The organism is Streptomyces sp. NPDC087906 (assembly GCF_055584925.1).
Genome location: NZ_JBVJLC010000002.1, coordinates 17,263 through 32,236 on the forward strand (window position 1 = coordinate 17,263; position 14,974 = coordinate 32,236).

Annotated in this window: 14 protein-coding genes and 1 pseudogene; 4 read left to right on the plus strand and 11 right to left on the minus strand. The window is 72.1% G+C overall.

Annotated elements, in window-relative coordinates:
* Positions 1 to 21 precede the first annotated feature (21 nt).
* Positions 22 to 1,533, minus strand: a complete 1,512-nt coding sequence (locus ACZ63I_RS05410; RefSeq protein WP_469335615.1) for a cryptochrome/photolyase family protein — start codon at positions 1,531 to 1,533, stop codon at positions 22 to 24.
* A gap of 1,184 nt (positions 1,534 to 2,717) precedes the next feature.
* On the opposite strand from ACZ63I_RS05410, the gene ACZ63I_RS05415 reads away from it, so the two are divergent.
* On the plus strand, positions 2,718 to 3,701 hold the full coding sequence (locus ACZ63I_RS05415; RefSeq protein ID WP_469335617.1) for an aldo/keto reductase: 984 nt from the start codon (positions 2,718 to 2,720) through the stop codon (positions 3,699 to 3,701).
* A 157-nt stretch (positions 3,702 to 3,858) separates the two neighbouring features.
* Here ACZ63I_RS05415 and ACZ63I_RS05420 read toward each other — a convergent pair whose 3' ends face one another.
* Together ACZ63I_RS05420 and ACZ63I_RS05425 are read right to left on the minus strand one after the other, a co-directional pair.
* The gene (locus ACZ63I_RS05420) at positions 3,859 to 4,002 is read right to left on the minus strand and encodes a hypothetical protein (protein WP_469335618.1); all 144 of its coding nucleotides are present in this window, start codon (positions 4,000 to 4,002) and stop codon (positions 3,859 to 3,861) included.
* A 250-nt stretch (positions 4,003 to 4,252) separates the two neighbouring features.
* Positions 4,253 to 4,501, minus strand: a pseudogene (locus ACZ63I_RS05425) (alpha/beta hydrolase); the annotation flags it as partial.
* Between the two features lie 751 nt (positions 4,502 to 5,252).
* On the opposite strand from ACZ63I_RS05425, the gene ACZ63I_RS05430 reads away from it, so the two are divergent.
* The gene (locus ACZ63I_RS05430; RefSeq protein ID WP_469335620.1) at positions 5,253 to 5,540 is read left to right on the plus strand and encodes a hypothetical protein; all 288 of its coding nucleotides are present in this window, start codon (positions 5,253 to 5,255) and stop codon (positions 5,538 to 5,540) included.
* A gap of 221 nt (positions 5,541 to 5,761) precedes the next feature.
* Here ACZ63I_RS05430 and ACZ63I_RS05435 read toward each other — a convergent pair whose 3' ends face one another.
* Both ACZ63I_RS05435 and ACZ63I_RS05440 read right to left on the minus strand, forming a co-directional pair.
* Entirely contained in the window at positions 5,762 to 5,989 is a 228-nt protein-coding gene (locus ACZ63I_RS05435; RefSeq protein ID WP_469335622.1) for a hypothetical protein, read from the minus strand.
* A gap of 189 nt (positions 5,990 to 6,178) precedes the next feature.
* Positions 6,179 to 6,331, minus strand: coding sequence for a hypothetical protein (locus ACZ63I_RS05440; RefSeq protein ID WP_469335623.1), 153 nt, complete (start codon positions 6,329 to 6,331; stop codon positions 6,179 to 6,181).
* Here ACZ63I_RS05440 and ACZ63I_RS05445 point away from each other — a divergent pair.
* Positions 6,326 to 7,156, plus strand: coding sequence for a LuxR C-terminal-related transcriptional regulator (locus ACZ63I_RS05445; protein WP_469335624.1), 831 nt, complete (start codon positions 6,326 to 6,328; stop codon positions 7,154 to 7,156). The genes ACZ63I_RS05440 and ACZ63I_RS05445 overlap by 6 nt on opposite strands.
* A complete protein-coding gene (locus ACZ63I_RS05450; protein WP_469335626.1) occupies positions 7,156 to 7,932 on the plus strand; it encodes a thioesterase II family protein in 777 nt (258 codons plus the stop codon). The genes ACZ63I_RS05445 and ACZ63I_RS05450 overlap by 1 nt, the downstream gene beginning before the upstream one ends.
* A gap of 69 nt (positions 7,933 to 8,001) precedes the next feature.
* Here ACZ63I_RS05450 and ACZ63I_RS05455 read toward each other — a convergent pair whose 3' ends face one another.
* The 6 genes from ACZ63I_RS05455 to ACZ63I_RS05480 form a co-directional block, all read right to left on the minus strand.
* Complete coding sequence (locus ACZ63I_RS05455) at positions 8,002 to 8,928, minus strand: GHMP family kinase ATP-binding protein (RefSeq protein ID WP_469335628.1); 927 nt, start codon at positions 8,926 to 8,928, stop codon at positions 8,002 to 8,004.
* A gap of 2 nt (positions 8,929 to 8,930) precedes the next feature.
* On the minus strand, positions 8,931 to 12,380 hold the full coding sequence (locus ACZ63I_RS05460; protein ID WP_469335630.1) for a non-ribosomal peptide synthetase family protein: 3,450 nt from the start codon (positions 12,378 to 12,380) through the stop codon (positions 8,931 to 8,933).
* Entirely contained in the window at positions 12,377 to 13,720 is a 1,344-nt protein-coding gene (locus ACZ63I_RS05465) for an ATP-grasp domain-containing protein (RefSeq protein WP_469335632.1), read from the minus strand. The genes ACZ63I_RS05460 and ACZ63I_RS05465 overlap by 4 nt, the downstream gene beginning before the upstream one ends.
* 506 nt (positions 13,721 to 14,226) lie before the next feature.
* A complete protein-coding gene (locus ACZ63I_RS05470) occupies positions 14,227 to 14,403 on the minus strand; it encodes a hypothetical protein (protein WP_469335634.1) in 177 nt (58 codons plus the stop codon).
* 103 nt (positions 14,404 to 14,506) lie between these two features.
* Positions 14,507 to 14,665 carry a hypothetical protein gene (locus ACZ63I_RS05475; protein WP_469335635.1) on the minus strand — a complete coding sequence of 53 codons (159 nt, stop codon included), beginning with the start codon at positions 14,663 to 14,665 and terminating at the stop codon, positions 14,507 to 14,509.
* A gap of 151 nt (positions 14,666 to 14,816) precedes the next feature.
* On the minus strand, positions 14,817 to 14,972 hold the full coding sequence (locus tag ACZ63I_RS05480) for a hypothetical protein (protein ID WP_469335637.1): 156 nt from the start codon (positions 14,970 to 14,972) through the stop codon (positions 14,817 to 14,819).
* Positions 14,973 to 14,974 lie beyond the last annotated feature (2 nt).

The window sequence follows — 14,974 nt, forward strand, 5'->3', positions numbered from 1 at the left end:
CGACGGGTGCCTTCGTGTGGTTCACGGCGCCTGTCCGCCGCGGTCGTCCGCCTGTTTCAGGAGTTCGGGCAGGTCCTTCAGCCGGTCGAGGCCCTGGACGGCGCGGGCCATCCGGTGGTTGCCGGCCAGTTCCGCCCGATGGCGGTGCAGGAAGGCCCAGTAGCCGGTGCTGTACGGGCAGGCGTGCTCGCCGACGCGATCGGTGGGCCGGTATGCGCAGGGGCCGCACAGATCGCTCATCCGGTGAATGTACGCGCCGCCGGACGTGTACGGCTTGGTGGTCATCATGCCGCCGTCGGCGTACTGCGACATGCCCACGACGTTGGGCAGCATCACCCAGTCGTAGCCGTCCACGAAACAGCGGTGGAACCAGTCGGTGACTGCCGCCGGGTCCCAGCCGTCCTGGAGCGCGCGGCTGCCGAGCACCATCAGGCGCGGGATGTGATGGGTCCAGCCGGTGTCGCGTACCTGGGCCAGCACCGTGGACAGGCAGTTCGCCGTAACCGCGTCGGCGTCCAGGTCGAGGAACCAGCCGGGCAGCGGCTCGCGGTGTCCCAGCGCGTTGCGACCCCGGTACTCCTCACCGAAGTGCCAGTAGAGCTGCCAGACGTATTCGCGCCAGCCGGCGATCTGCCGGACGAAGCCCTCGACGCTGTTGAGCGGCGCGTCACCGGCGCGCCAGGCGCTCTCGGCGCGCTCCACGCACTCCGCAGGATCGAGCAGCCCCAGATTGAGCGAACTCGACAGCAGGCTGTGACTCATCACCGGGTCGGCGGCGAGCATGGCGTCCTCGTAACGGCCGAAGTCGCGCAGCCGGTGGTCGGTGAAGTGCCGCAGCGCGGCCAGCGCCTCGCGCCGGGTGACCGGGAAACGCCGTGGTCCGTCGCGGCCGACGAAGGAGACGTCGCCGTCGCGCTCCCAGCGGTCGAGGTCGCGGCGGACCTCCGCGTCGATCTCGTCCTCGGCCGGGCTCCACGGCCGCGCCACGTCCAGGGCCGCGGCTCCGCGCGGCGGGGGCTCGCGGTTGTCGTGGTCGAGGTTCCACCGGCCGCCCGCCGGCTCACCACCGTCCATCAGCAGGTCGTGCCGGGTGCGGACCCACCGGTAGAAACCCTCCATCCGCAGTCCGCCGGTGTGCCCGTCCGCCCATTCCGCGAAGTCGGCGTGCGGCACCAGAAAGCCCTTCGCGGGCAGCACCTGCACCGCCTTCAGGGAGGTGACCAGGGCCAGCGCGGCGCGTGAGGTCGGATGGCAGACCGTCAGCCGGTCCTTGCCACGGCCCGGCACCGCGGCGAGCCCCTGCGTATAGGTCTCCGCGTGGACGTAGCGGACCCTGTCGCCCAGTTCGGCCGCGCGGTGCCGCATCGCGGACAGCACCAGATGCGCCTTCGCCCGGTGGAAGCGCCGCCGGCGCAGCACGGAACGCGCCTCGATCATTACCACCGGGGCGTCATGGTCGGGCCCGTCGTGCCGCGGGTCCAGGAAGTGCGGACCGAGTTGGTCGCCGAAGAGCCAGTGCGTACGGGGTGCCATGGAAGTCCTGCCGGTAGCCGGCCCGGGGGACGCGTCCGCGTATCCGTCCACCGGCGCCTGGACCAGGCTACGGTCGGCGGCGAACGGACGGCGGTCGCCGCGCCCGGGCTGGTGACGGCACGCCGGCGCCGTTCGGCGGATCGGGGGTGTCTCCCGACAAAGGGCCGGTGCCAGCGGACTCCGGCCTCTCGCCTGTCGGCGCCGGCGCACCCCGCGGTGTGCGCCACCGGCACGGAGAGGTTCGCGCACACCAAGCGGACACCACTCCGCGCTGATCGCCCCCGGCATCCAGCCCGCCACACGTTGGTCGGTTCCATGACGGCGGCCAGGTAGGACCAACCCTCATCGACGTGGGTACAGGCGGTTGTCACCGTGGCGGCGGTCCATCGAGGGCGGCCGGGACGGCGCCAGAACCTAGGAGCGCCGTCCGCCCGCAGGGCGGGGCTTGCGGCGTCTGGTGCGTGCGATCGCAAGGCGGAGGGTCGTCCTCGTACTGGACATACGCCGACGAGCCCGCCGAGCCGACAACGCGGCGAGCGTGCGTGCCAGGCGTCGCAAGCCAGGCGGGATGCGTCAGACAGGCCCTAGGGCGTCCCGCTGACGCCTCGTTAAGACTCGGCAACCCCTCAGCCTGGCAGGGCCCGAGCCTGGTGCACCGCTGTCTGCGCCGGCGGACCAGAACGTCCGGCCCCCGTCCAGTTCGGCGGCCGCCCCACCGTCGAGGCGGCCTGACTGTCCCTGTCCTTCGGGTTCCCAGGACACCGTCCGCGTCAGTCAGGGTACGACTGGCGAACGGGGCGAACTCGGCCGGCGATGGCCGGCCGTCGGTTACCGGCGTCGAGGTCGTCGAGCAGCAGGTTGGCGCTCTGGGCGAGCCCGGCGGCTGAGCCGCTACGAGGGTGAGAACGAGCCACTTTGCCGGAGTGGTGATCGCCGCGAAGGAGCGGGGCCGACCTGCTCAGAATCCGACACCCCACCCGAAGGTGACGTTGTACGCACGCTGAAGTGCGTGCCTACCGTCGTCCCCGTCCACGTAGGCCCACGCAAGGGCCGAGGAACCCCAGGGCGGCGGTCACGATCGCCGCGCCGACATGGGCTCTCCCCGAGTCGAGCGACGCAGCCCTGCGTACCCTACTGCGATCGGCCCGTTCCACGGCGAAGCGCTCCTCTCGGACAGATCCACCGTGCACACACGGACACTCGGCCAGAGCCTTGAAGTCTCGGCCATCGGCCTGGGCTGCATGGGCATGTCCCAGAGCTACGGCCCCAACCCCGGCGACCGCCGCGAGATGACCGCGGTCCTGCGCGGCGCCGTCGAACGCGGCGTCACGTTCTTCGACACCGCCGAGGTCTACGGCCCCTACGACAACGAGGAGCTGGTGGGAGAAGCCCTCGCTCCGGTACGCGAACAGGTCGTGCTGGCCACGGAGTTCGGCTGGCGGATCGACAACGCCTCCACCGGGCTCGACAGCCGGCCCGAACAGATCAAGCGCGTCGCCGAAGCGTCCCTGCGGCGGCTGCGCACGGACACCATCGACCTGTTCTACCAGCACCGGGTTGACCCCGACGTGCCGATCGAGGACGTGGCCGGCACCGTCGGGGAACTGGTCCAGGCCGGCAAGGTGCGCCACTTCGGACTGTCCGAGGCGGCAGCGCCGACGATCCGCCGGGGCCACGCCGTCCACCCGGTGACCGCGCTGCAGAGCGAATACTCGCTGTGGACCCGCGACCCCGAACGCGAAGTCCTGCCCGCCCTGGCGGAACTCGGCATCGGCTTCGTACCCTTCAGTCCGCTCGGCAAGGGATTCCTCACCGGCACCGTGGACGCCCGGACCACGTTCTCCGACGGCAACGTGCGCACCACCATCCCCCGTTTCAGTGAGACCAACCGCGCCGCCAACCAGGCCCTGGTCGACCACGTCGCGGCGCTGGGCGAGGCCAAGGGGGCCGCCCCTGGGCAGGTGGCCCTGGCGTGGCTGCTGGCCCAGCACCCGTGGGTCGTCCCGATCCCCGGCACCCGCCGCATCACGCGGGTGGAGGAGAACACCGCCGCCACCCAGGTAGCCCTGTCCGCCGACGAGAAGGCGGACCTGGACGCCGCAGCACAACGTATCGGCGTCCAGGGCGACCGCTACAACGCCACGCACATGAGCCTGGTCGGCAAGTGACGTACGTCGACCGGATCCGCTGACACCGTGTCCCGGCGAGTCGACGAGCGCGCCCTCCCGGGGCAGAGTTTCGACGCGACCTGGCCGGTCCGGCATGCACACCCTCGCGCAGCACGGGGGTTCGCCATCACGCCCGACTGCCCACGCCGGGAGCTGACTAGAAGAGGACGAGGTCCTCCTGGTCATCGTGCTCCTCCTGGTCCTCGGCGAACAAGCCGAACTGCACACCGGGCACCGGCAGCGGCACGACGTCCAAGGATCCGGGGCAGGACACCAGCGAGCCGGAGTTCTCCCGGCGCATCCCCGGCTCGTCATGTCGAAAGACCCGGCCCACCCCTAGGCGCCCGGCAACCGGGCCGGCAGCGATGGGCCGGTGGCAGGACGGGCATTCCACGCGCGGCATCATGCCTACCAGTCTCCCCGCTCCGGAGGGCAGTTGTCGCCGGTCCGACGAGTGCGTCCTTCTGACTGCGTGCGGCGATGGAACGACGGCGCGCGTCCCCTTCCCGGGTGCTTCCCGGTCAGCGCGTCGCGGGCCGCGGGCGGCGGTGTCAGCCGAGGTGCCGGGCGGAGAACCTCAGCGTGCTCTCCAGTACGAATGCCGTGATCTCCCCGTGCTTCCCGGGGTCGGCGTGCATGGTCTTCTCGGCCGAGGTCAAGGCGTCGAACAGCGCCAAGCTCTGAACCCGCGGCACCCGCTCATCCTCCCACTGCACCAAGAACTCCACCGGGCCGGCGCCAATGGGCTTGAGTCGCTGAACCGCGTCCAGGACCGCCCGGCATTCCGGCACGGTCTCCCTTGGCCCTGGGTGGATGCCGATACGGCGAACGTTGTCCGATGCGGCACCAGCTCGGCTTTTCAACTGTTTTGGCGCCGTGCTTGTGTTCCCGGGGCACAGTGTTCCCGCAGTACGGCGAGGTCGTCGGGGGGCAGGTGCAGGTGTTGGAGGAGTGCGGGGTCGATGCGGTCGGCGAGGAGTCCTGACGGTTCGGGGGGCAGTGACGGAGGTCGCCGGCGGTGAGTTCGGACGGGTTTTGGATTCCGGTTCGGGCAGTGATTGGCGAACCGGACCGGGCTGGCCCCGCGTCAAAGCCTGCTGCAGTAATCCGTGCGTGCACGGCTTCATCGACCGGATCAAGAACGGCTCAGGCCGGTACCGCAGTTCGGGGTGAGCCTCACGAGCAGCAACACGTGCCATGCCGCATCGCACCGGCCTACGGAGCGCCGCCCGCCGTGCGACGGGCCGTCGAAGTCATACGGCGGGACATCATCGTACGGGTGTGCGACTTGTCGCCCGATCGGCAGCTTCTCGCGTGCCAGACCGTTCGCTACGGTGGGCCGGTCTCGGGTGGAATCCAGTCGCTACCGGCTCAAGGGGGCTTGTAATGAGCAGGATCCGAAGGTGTGTCCTATCCGTCGCGGCGGTCTGCGGACTCGCGGCGGGGATGGTGCTGGGCGGGCCGGGCATCGCGTCGGCGACCGATCCGGCCGACGCCCCGCCCGGTTACGCTGGACCGTTCTCATCATGCAAAGGCACCCCACTCCCCCGCATGCCTCTGTCGGACAACGTGGGGTACATCCAGGTCTGGATGGACGACGCGGGGAGCGGCACCTACTGCGCGATGACCTTCGACAACCGGGCCGGCTCGCACAACATGGAGATTCGCGTCCGCCGCTACGTCTGGCAGACCTCTTGGTACGACAGGGGCTCGTACTCGACCTACGCCGGAGGCGTCTACGTCTCAGGCACCAACACCTACTGCGCCGAGATCACGGGGTGGGTGGAGGTCAACGGCGCCAGGTACTCCGGGGGCGGCCGGGTCGGCTGCGACGATTAGGTTCCTGCCGCCCGCCCGTTCATTCCTGGGGCTCCATGCTGTGCCCGCCCGGGTACGGGGGTACACCGAGGGACCGCCGGTGCGCAACGAGCGCCCTCCCGGGTAGCGATGAGGGCACCGATCCGCGTCACGCCGACCGGTCCGCCTCATGCGCGCGGAACCCGTCCACGCTCCGCGTCATGTCCCGGACGAGCGAAGACGCCAGAGCCCCAGGGCTCCGGTCACCACGGATCCGTACGCCGACCAGACGCGCCGCGTCGTCCGCGCCCGCGGAGCTGGCGGACCGCACCCGGGTCGATCAGGACGAGGTCCGTGGGGCCCAGTACGGCGGTGCTGCCACCCTGCTCGGCACGTACCTGTCCTCGTGTCACCACCTCGACCTGCCACAGCTCGCTGTCGCGTGCACGTGCGGAGCGGGCGTCGCGGAAGCACTCGCCCTCCGACGTCACCGACTCCGTTCCGACTCACCACGTCGGCCCGGAAGTCCCCGCCCGTGGGCCGGTCGCCAGGGGCAGCGGCGGCATGCCGCTGCACTCAAGCTTCTCCAGAAAACCCTCGGCGCTTCCCGATCCGGCCTCGGCTCGCGCGACGCCGCTCAGCCGCGGCCCTTCACCGTCCATCACGACCATCTTCCATCCTCACCGCTCCCACGCTCGTTCGGTGGAGCCGAAGGGGAGCGTGATGCTCGCGTCGGTGCGCTGGAGAAGGCGAGTGCCTGCTGCGTCGTAGACACAAGTGGCTTCCGCCGTTGCGCCGTTGCCGTCCGACTCGGTGACCTTCCGCGCATGCATGACCTGTCCGTTCGGGATCGGTGTTTGCCGGGTCTGGTCGGAAGTTGCCGGGGTGCTGCCTGGCCGTGGCCTTTTCTCGCTGCGACCATCGAGATGATCAGACCGGGCCGTCGGCACGGGAGACGCGACAGGAAGGGCAAGGAGTTGAGTATTCGAGTGCTCTTGGCAGTTCCCTCGTCGATGATGCGCTACGGGCTGGAGATCGCTCTGCGGACCGAGCCCGACATCAGGGTGGTCGGTGAGTCGTCCACCGGGGTCGAGTCCATTCGTGCGGCCAAGGAGTTGTCCCCCGACGTCGTCGTATGTGAACTTGAGTTCACCGACATGGAAGGGCTCGACGTGGTGAGGGCGATCCATGCCGACGGTACGGAACTCGGCACACCCGGGGTCGTCATGGTCGTGCCGGAGGGCTGGCAGCATCCGCTCCAGGCGGTGGGCGCCGGGGTGAGTGGGCTGCTGGCGCGGGACAGCCATCCGGACGACTTCGCACGGGCCATCCGCGTGCTGGCCAGTGGTAACGCCTTTCTCGCGCCGGAGGTGGCGCGGGAGGTCTTCGGGTGGATGCGCAGCCAGCGGTGCGCGGCCGGGCCCGGGTTGTTTCCTGGTCTTCTGACCCATCGTGAGCAGGAGATCCTCGCGCATCTGGCGGTGGGGATGTCGAACATCGAGATCTCGCGGCAGCTCCACATCGTCGAGCCGACCGTGAAGTACCACGTCTCTCAGATGCTGCGGAAGCTCGGGCTGCGGGATCGTCTGCAGGCGGTGGTCTTCGCGTACCAGAACGACTTGCTCGCGCGCGGGCCGGCCCTGAAATGCGAGGCGTGATGCGTGTACGTGCAGGCGCCGATCAGTGGCGCCCGTGGACGGACGGGCCGCCCGGGGTGGGGCTTCGGCGTGTCTACTGCCTGCCTTACGCGGGCGGCGCGGCCAGCGTGTACCGGCCCTGGATGGAGCAGTCAGCGGCGTACGGGGTCGAGATCGTGCCGGTCGAGCTGCCGGGTCGCGGCACCCGCTGGACCGAGGAGCCCATCGGGACCATGGACCGGCTGGTCACCGCGCTGGCCGAGGAGGTGTTCGGCCGGGAGACAGAGCCGTTCGCGCTTTTCGGGCACAGCATGGGCGCGCACATCGCCTTCGCCGTCGCGACGGCACTCGAAGACGCCCGTGCCAAGGGCGTCGGCCACGGTGCGGGCGGGGTCTCGCACCTGTTCGTGTCCGCTTCCCGTGCGCCTGGGGTGCCCCCCGCGCGTCTTCTCCATCCCCTCCCGGACGGCGAACTCCTCGACGCGATGGCCGGCCTGGGCGGCACGCCGCCGGAAGTGCTGGGCAACGCCGAACTCATGGACTTCGCGCTGCCCATGATCCGTACCGACCTGACCCTCCTGGAGCGGTGGCGGCCGGAGCCGGGCCTGACGGTCTCGTGCCCGGTCTCCGCGTTCGGCGGCGCGGACGACCTCCTGGCCGACCCTGGACTGATCGCCGGGTGGGAGGCGTTCACCAGCGGCTCCTTCGCTCGTCGTATCTTCACCGGCGACCACTTCTACCTCCGGGAACACACCGAACAGGTCCTCGCGGAGATGGGCCGGCTGCTGTCCTCCTGACGGTGGCCCGGCGGCCGTGCTCGCCGTTCGTCCTCCGGCCCGACTCGTCGGGCCGGAGGACGAACTGATCTAGCGGTGGTCGAAGCTCAGAGTGCGATGCAGGGTCACCTCGCGTTCGAGTTCGGAGCAGGCGTCCAGGGCAGCGGCGAACCGGCCGAGGTAGGCCGGGTCGGCGGGGTCGAGGACGATGCCCAGCATCGTGCCGCTGTGGGCCGCGGTGACGCCGAGGGCTCCGACCTCCAGCGCTATCCTCAGCACCGGCTCCAGCATGCGCTTGGGGCAGCGGTCCTGGTTCATCAGCGCACTGCGGGTGGCGAGCGCGCCGACCGCGGACAGGTCGCGGCGCGCCACGGCCTCGGCCATCCCCTCCAGCAGCCCGGCGTAGACCAGCCTCTGACGGCGGGTGAACGCGGGCAGGTGGCGGTTGAAGGCGACGGTGTCGACCTCGCCGCCCTCGTCGACCCCGATGATCACGGCCTCGGGGAGGCTGCCGAGCCGGGAGCGCAGCCGGACGGCGCGGTGGTCGAAGGCGACGATGCCCGGGTAGAGCACGCCGTCGGTCGGTTCGATCCGGGACAGCAGCCGCTCCAGCAGGGGTTCGGGCAGCGTCACGGACAGGGCGTTGGCGACGGCGCGCGCGGTGGCCACCAGATCGGCCGACGAGCTGGCGAACCCCTTTCCCTCCGGCAGGTCGCCTTCGATGACCAGCTCACCGCCGGGGGCGGCGCCGAAGGCCTCCAGCACGGCGGCCGCCATCCGCTGTGCCTTGTGCTTGTGGGCCGGCTGCACTCGCACACCCGCCGCCGGGGCGTCCCAGGTGAACCGCGCGGCGGACCAGCGGGCGATCGGGAGCGTGACGAGGAAGTCGCCGTCGCTCCCGTCGCTGGGCAGGGCGCCTTGCAGGAGTTCGCCGAACGTTCCGTAGCAGGTGCTCACGCCCACGGCCCGACGGCGGCCCGGCTGGACGGCGGCTTCGGGGAGAAGGGTGCTGGGCATCGTCAGGCCGACCGCCGTCCGGTTGCGGGGGCGGCAGGGGCCGGTCGCGGCGCCGTGCTGAGGATGCCCAGGACGGGTTCGGCGGTCTGCTCGGGGGCCGTACGCAGGAAGTAGTGGCCACCGCGCTCAAGCGGGTGCAGGTCGACGGTGGTGGCGAGCTTCCCCCAGTCGTGGTGGCGCGCCCGGTCGGCGGGGGTGGCGGGGTCGTCGTCGGCGGTGATGACGACGACGGGGGTGCTCAGCCTCGGCGCGGCGTCGTGCTGGACCTCGGCCAGGTAGCGGTTGGCGGTGGCGACGTCGTGCCGGTAGGCCCGGCCGAGGAGGCGGGCGCGCTCGTCCTTGAGCAGGTCCAACTCGACGTAGGCAGTATCGCCGTGCAGGAGCGAGACGATCTGCTGGTCGGTCAGGGCCCCGATCTCGGCGGCTTCGCCGCGGAGGGTTTCGGGGTCCTCCAGGAGGGTGGCGGCGAGGAAGAGGCCCGCGGCGGGGCGGCCCTCCCGTTCCAGGAGCCGGGCGAGCGCGAGGGCGGGAGCGGCGCCCGCGCACTGGCCCCAGATCAGGACGGCGCCCTCGACGGAGGCCAGTTCGCGGTGGGCCCTGCGGGCCGCCTCCTCGGGGTCTGCGAGGGTCTCGCCGGGACGGGCGACATCGTGGCCGGGAAGCTCCGCGGCCATGACGGCGATCCCCGCCGGGGTGAGGACGGCGGCGAGGCGCTGGAAGTTGACGGCGTTCCCGCCGGCGTAGGGGAAGCACACCAGGGTCGCCCGGGTGTGCTCGGGCGCCGACATCGGTTGCAGGAGGGGCAGTTCGGATCCGTCGGCCCCCGTGGCGCCTGCCGCCGTGGCGCCTGTCCCGGTGTGCGTGTCGGACGTGTGCTCGTCGACGGCGGCGGCGACGTCACGTAGGACCGGACTGGCCATCAGGCGGCGCAACGAGACCGCCCGGTCCAGGCCGACGAGCATGCGGACGGCGGACAGGGAGGTCCCACCGTGCCGGAAGAAGTCGTCGTTGCGTCCGATGCGACTGACGGGGATGCCCAGGGCTTCGGCCCAGACAGCGGCCAGCCGCCGTTCGGTCGGGGTGGCGAGCGGCTCGTAGGCGTCGGCGTCACGGCGTAGTTCGGCCGCACGGCCCGCCAGCCGGAGTTTGTCGATCTTGCCGTTCTCGTTGAGCGGGAGAGCGTCGAGCCGGTGGAAGTACGACGGGATCATGTAGTCGGGCAGCCCTGCGGCGAGGAAGTCGCGCAGGTCGGCGGCCTCGACGGCGTCTGCCGCCGGGACGCCGTCCGGGTCGGCGTAGAAGGCGGTGAGGCTCCGGCCGCCGTCGGGGTGCGTCTCGACGATGACGGCGGCCTGGCCGACGGACGGCATGCGGGTCAGCCGGTTCTCGATCTCGCCGATCTCGATGCGGTAGCCGCGGATCTTCACCTGCTCGTCGCGCCGTCCCAGGTACTCGATCTCCCCTTCCGGCAGCCATCGGCCGAAGTCGCCGGTGCGGTAGAGCCGGGAGCCCGGCCGGTAGGGGTCCGCGGTGAAGGCGTGCGCGCTGCGCTCGGGATCGTTGATGTAGCCGCGTCCTACGCCGACGCCGGAGAACACGATCTCGCCGGGGGCGCCGAGCGGCACCATGCGCAGCCGTTCGTCGACGATGTAGGTCGCGACGTTGCGGCGGCTGTTGCCGACGGTGACGAAGTCCCGGGCGGGCGGCGCGTGCAGGATGCCGTGCATGGTGTCGTCGGAGACCTCGGTGGCTCCGTAGCAGTTGACCAGGGTGATGCCGGGGTGGAGGGCGAACCAGCGGCGGACGAGTTCGTGGCGCAGCGCTTCACCGGTGACGGCGACGGTCTTGAGGTCCCCGAGCGGGCGCGGATGGCGTTCGAGGTGGGTGAGCAGCACGTCGAGGTAGGAGGGCACGATCTGGATGACCTGGACGCCTCCTTGGGCGATCCGGTCGGTGAAGCGTGCGACGTCGAGCTGCACTCCGGTGTCGATGATCTCGGTGGTGCCGCCCGCGAGGAGCGGCGCCGCCAGTTGCCACAAGGAGATGTCGAAGCACTGGGAGGCCGTCTGGGTGACGGTGTCGCCGGCCTGGATGTCCATGTCCTCGATCTTCATGGCGAGGTGGTTGAGCATCCCCGCGTGTTCGCACATGGCGCCCTTGGGGGCGCCGGTGGAGCCGGAGGTGAAGTACACGTAGGCGAGCTGGTCGGGGGCGACGGGGACGTTCGGGTCGGTGTCGGTGTCGGTGTCGGTGTCGGCTCCGACGCCGATGCCGGCTCCTGGCGCGTCCTCCAGGTCGGGCCCCGTCAGCAGGACGGCGCACTCACGGCTCGCCTCCTTCGCGGCGGTGCGCAGCGCCTCTTCCGCCGCGGGTTCCACGACGGCGAACCGGCAGTCGCTGCGCTCCAGTTGGGTCGCGATCCGGGCGGGCGGGAAGTCGGGGCGGACGGGCAAGTAGGCGCCGCCCGCCTTCAGGACCCCGAACACAGCGGCGAGCCACTCCAGGGTGCGGTCGGTCACCACGGCGACGACGTCCTGCGGGGCGAGGCCGGAGTCGAGCAGGCGGTGGGCCACCCGGTTCGCCCGGCGGTTGAGTTCGCCGTACGTCCAGCGGCGGTCACCGTGGACGGCGGCGACGGCCGCGGGGGTGCGGGCCACCTGCTCCTCGAACAGCTCGGCGAACGTGCGCTCCGTCAGAGGGTGTTCTGGGCCGGCGAGTCCGTCGCGCTGGTGGGCCACCTCTTCGGCCGTCGGCAGGGTCTGCTCGTGGTGTGCGGCCGCGGGGTCGGCGGTCAGCAGGCGCAGGGCCGTCAGCTCGTAGCCGGCGACGCGCTCGGCGAAGTCGCGCCGGAAGGCGTCCTGGCGGAAGGACACGCGCAGGGCGAACCCGTCGCCGTCGGCCTCGTAGGCGATCCGCAGGACGACGTACGGTTCCGGTGTCTCGTCGGCGGCGGGCGGTGCGCCGTGCAGGGCGCTCAGGTCGAGCTGGGTCTCGATGGGGTCGTCCTCGGGTTCCGCGCTGTCGGCCGACGTTACGGGGTCGGGGCGGGCGGCGGCGTCGGCTGCGGTGCGGGCCGCAGCGTCGAGCGCGGTGCGGGCCGCGGCGTCGAGCGCGGTGCGGGCGGTGGCCAGCAGCGCGCGCCAGGGTCCGTCGACGAGCGCCGCCTGGCAGCGCGGAGCCGGGCCGCCGGGCCGTAGGCGTAGCGCGGTGACGACTTCGCGCTCGGAGGCAAGGGACCCGATCACCTTGAGATGGGCGGCGAGGAGCACGGCCTCGGGCTCGGTCCCCTCCGCTGCGGCCAACTGCCGTACGGCGGAGGCCAGGTCCTCGTGCACGGGCACGCGCACATGGCCGAGGCCGGTGGCCGTGGCGTCGCCGGGAACGGTCCAGCGGCCGATTCTGGTCGCGGGGAGCCGCTTGCTCGGCGCGGTGGCGGTGCTGCTCTCGCTCATGGCGTCCTCTCCGGTGCGGTGGTGACGGTCAGCAGGCCGGCGGCGCGTTCGGCACGCGCCGCGGCGGTGTGGGTGTTGTGGGCGTGGGGGCCGGCGGCCGACGGGGTTGTGGCTGTGAGGTCTGCGGCGGCGAGGGCGTAGCCGACGCGGTCGCGGAAGGAGTGGGTGATCGTGATCTGGTCGCCGGGAGCGGTGGTGAACTCGGCGCGTTCCACGCCGGGGACGGTCCGGGCGGCTTCGAGTCCGTCGAGCGAGGCGACCGTTCCTGGCACGCGGGCGACGGCGAAGCGGATGGCCGCGTGGCGGCGTGGACGCGTGCGGAGTACGGCCGTGTCCCCGGCGGCGCCGGCGACGGCGCAGGCCACCAGGTCAGTGCCGCTGCCGAGGCGGACCAGCGCGGGGATCATGCCGCCGGCGAGCCTCGGGTTGACCTCGATGACGACGGGCCCGTCCTGGCCGAGGCGCAGTTCGGTGTGGGCGGCGCCCCAGCCGAGGCCGAGCGCTTGGAGCGCGGCGAGGGCGGCTGCGCACAGGGCGCCCGCCGTCTCGTCGGGCACGTCGGCGGGGAAGTCGTGGCCGCTCTCCACGAAGTGCGGCTCGGGGCCGAGGTGTTTGCCGATGACCGCGACCGGGGTGCCGTCGAAGGTCTCGACGGAGTACTCCGGGCCGTCGACGTACTGCTCGACCAGGAGCCGGCGGGGCACCGGCCGGCCGCGTTCGTCGGTCTCGGCTGCGAGGAGGGTACGGGCGTGCCGCAGCAGGCTGCCGGGATCGGCGCACAGCCGCACCCCGACCGAGCCGGACCCGGTCGTGGGCTTCGCGACGACGGGGTAGCCGATGTCGCGGGCGGCTTCGAGGGCGCCGGCCGTATCGGCGACCGCGCGGAAGCGGAGGGCGAGGCCCGCGGCCGCGAGCGCGGCGCGCTGGACGTCCTTCTGCCGACAGCGGGCCACCGCTGCGGCGTCGGGGGCGGGCAGATCGAGCGCAGCGGCGGTGGCGGCGGCCGTGGCGACGAAGTACTCGGAGCTGGAGGTGACGCCGCGCAGGCCCCCGGGGTCGGTGGCGAGTTTCGCGGAGACCTCCAGTACGGCGGCCGGGTCACCGGTGTCGACGAGGAGGTGATCGACGGCGTCGAGGGCCAGATAGGGGTAGCGCTCAGGGCGCGCGGTGAGGACGACGGGACGCAGCCCGAGCCGCCGGGCGGCGGCGCAGAACTCCCGGCCGGAGCCGGTGGTGTTGCTCTCCACCAGGGCCAGGACGGGCAACGGGGCGCCGGGCTCGTACGGGGACGGGCCGGGGGCGGGTGCGGGTGCGGGTGCGGTGAATGGGGCGCGTGTCATCGGACGTCACCACCAGCGGTTCGGGCCGGACGGCCAGCGAGGCGGGCGGTCAGGGCCTGGCCAACGGCGGTTGCCGAGTCCACCAAGGCCGGTGCGATCAGCGAGGCGCCGGGCTCGTACAGGGACGGACCAGGGACGGGTGCGGTGAATGGGGCGCAGGTCATCGGACGTCACCACCAGCGGTTCGGGCCGGACGGCCAGCGAGGCGGGCGGTTAGGGCCTGGGCCAAGGCCCGGCCGTCGGCGGCCAAGTCCACCAGGGCCAGGGCGGGCAGCGGGGCGCCGGACTCGTACAGGGACGGACCGGGGGCGGATGCGGTGAACGGGGAGCGGATCATCGGACATCACCACCAGCGGTCCGGGTCGGTGGGCCAGCAAGGCGGGTGGTCACGGGCTCGGCCAAGGCCTGGCCGTCGGCGGCCAAGTCCACCAGGGCCAGGGCGGGCAGCGGGGCGCCGGACTCGTACTCGGACGCGCCAGGGGCCGGTGGGGTGAACGGAGCGCAGGTCATCGGACATCACCACCGACGGTCAGGACCGGACGGCCGGCGAGGCAGACGGTCACGGCCTCGGCCTCGGCTCGGTCGACGGCTGCCAGGCCCACCAGCGCCAGAACGGGCAGCGGATAGCCGGGCTCGTTCGGGGACGCGCCGGGCGCGGGTGTGGTGAACGGGGCTCGGATCATCGGACATCACCGCCAACAGTCAGGGCCGGAAGGACGGCGAGGCGGGCGGTCACGGCCTCGTGCGGGGACAGGTCGGGAGCGGGAGCGGTAAATGGGGCGCGTGTCACCGGACGTCACCACCAGCGGTCAAGGCCGGACGGCCGATGAGGCGGGCGGTCACGGCCTCCGCCAGGGCCTGGCCGGCGGCGGCGGCCAAGTCCCCCACGGCCAGGGTCGGTAGCGAGGCGCCGGGGGCGGGTGCGGTGAACGAGTCGTGGGTCATCGGGCGTCACCACCAGCGGTCCGGGCCGGACGGCCGATGAGGCAGGCGGTCACGGCCTCGGCCAGGGCCTGGCCAGCGGCGGTTGCCGGGTCCACCACGGCCAGGGCCGGTAGCGACGCGCCGGGGCCGGGGGCGGTAAATGGGGCGCGTGTCACCGGACGTCACCACCAGCGGTCAAGGCCGGACTGTCGGCGAGTCGGGCAGTCACTGCCTCGGCCAGGACCTGGCCGGCGGCGGCCACGTCCCCCACGGCCAGGGTCGGTAGCGAGGCGCCGGAGGCGGGTGCGGTGAATGGGGCGCGGGTCATCG

Bases quoted from the DNA above. Each gene is read 5' to 3' on its own strand.
- ACZ63I_RS05455 (WP_469335628.1), bottom strand. From the start codon at position 8,928: ATGCCCAGCACCCTTCTCCCCGAAGCCGCCGTCCAGCCGGGCCGCCGT.
- ACZ63I_RS05440 (WP_469335623.1), bottom strand. From the start codon at position 6,331: ATGCATGCGCGGAAGGTCACCGAGTCGGACGGCAACGGCGCAACGGCG.
- ACZ63I_RS05475 (WP_469335635.1), bottom strand. From the start codon at position 14,665: ATGACCCACGACTCGTTCACCGCACCCGCCCCCGGCGCCTCGCTACCG.
- ACZ63I_RS05445 (WP_469335624.1), top strand. From the start codon at position 6,326: ATGCATGACCTGTCCGTTCGGGATCGGTGTTTGCCGGGTCTGGTCGGA.
- ACZ63I_RS05460 (WP_469335630.1), bottom strand. From the start codon at position 12,380: ATGAGCGAGAGCAGCACCGCCACCGCGCCGAGCAAGCGGCTCCCCGCG.
- ACZ63I_RS05430 (WP_469335620.1), top strand. From the start codon at position 5,253: ATGCCTCTGTCGGACAACGTGGGGTACATCCAGGTCTGGATGGACGAC.
- ACZ63I_RS05465 (WP_469335632.1), bottom strand. From the start codon at position 13,720: ATGACACGCGCCCCATTCACCGCACCCGCACCCGCACCCGCCCCCGGC.
- ACZ63I_RS05470 (WP_469335634.1), bottom strand. From the start codon at position 14,403: ATGATCCGAGCCCCGTTCACCACACCCGCGCCCGGCGCGTCCCCGAAC.
- ACZ63I_RS05410 (WP_469335615.1), bottom strand. From the start codon at position 1,533: ATGGCACCCCGTACGCACTGGCTCTTCGGCGACCAACTCGGTCCGCAC.
- ACZ63I_RS05480 (WP_469335637.1), bottom strand. From the start codon at position 14,972: ATGACCCGCGCCCCATTCACCGCACCCGCCTCCGGCGCCTCGCTACCG.
- ACZ63I_RS05450 (WP_469335626.1), top strand. From the start codon at position 7,156: ATGCGTGTACGTGCAGGCGCCGATCAGTGGCGCCCGTGGACGGACGGG.
- ACZ63I_RS05420 (WP_469335618.1), bottom strand. From the start codon at position 4,002: ATGCGCCGGGAGAACTCCGGCTCGCTGGTGTCCTGCCCCGGATCCTTG.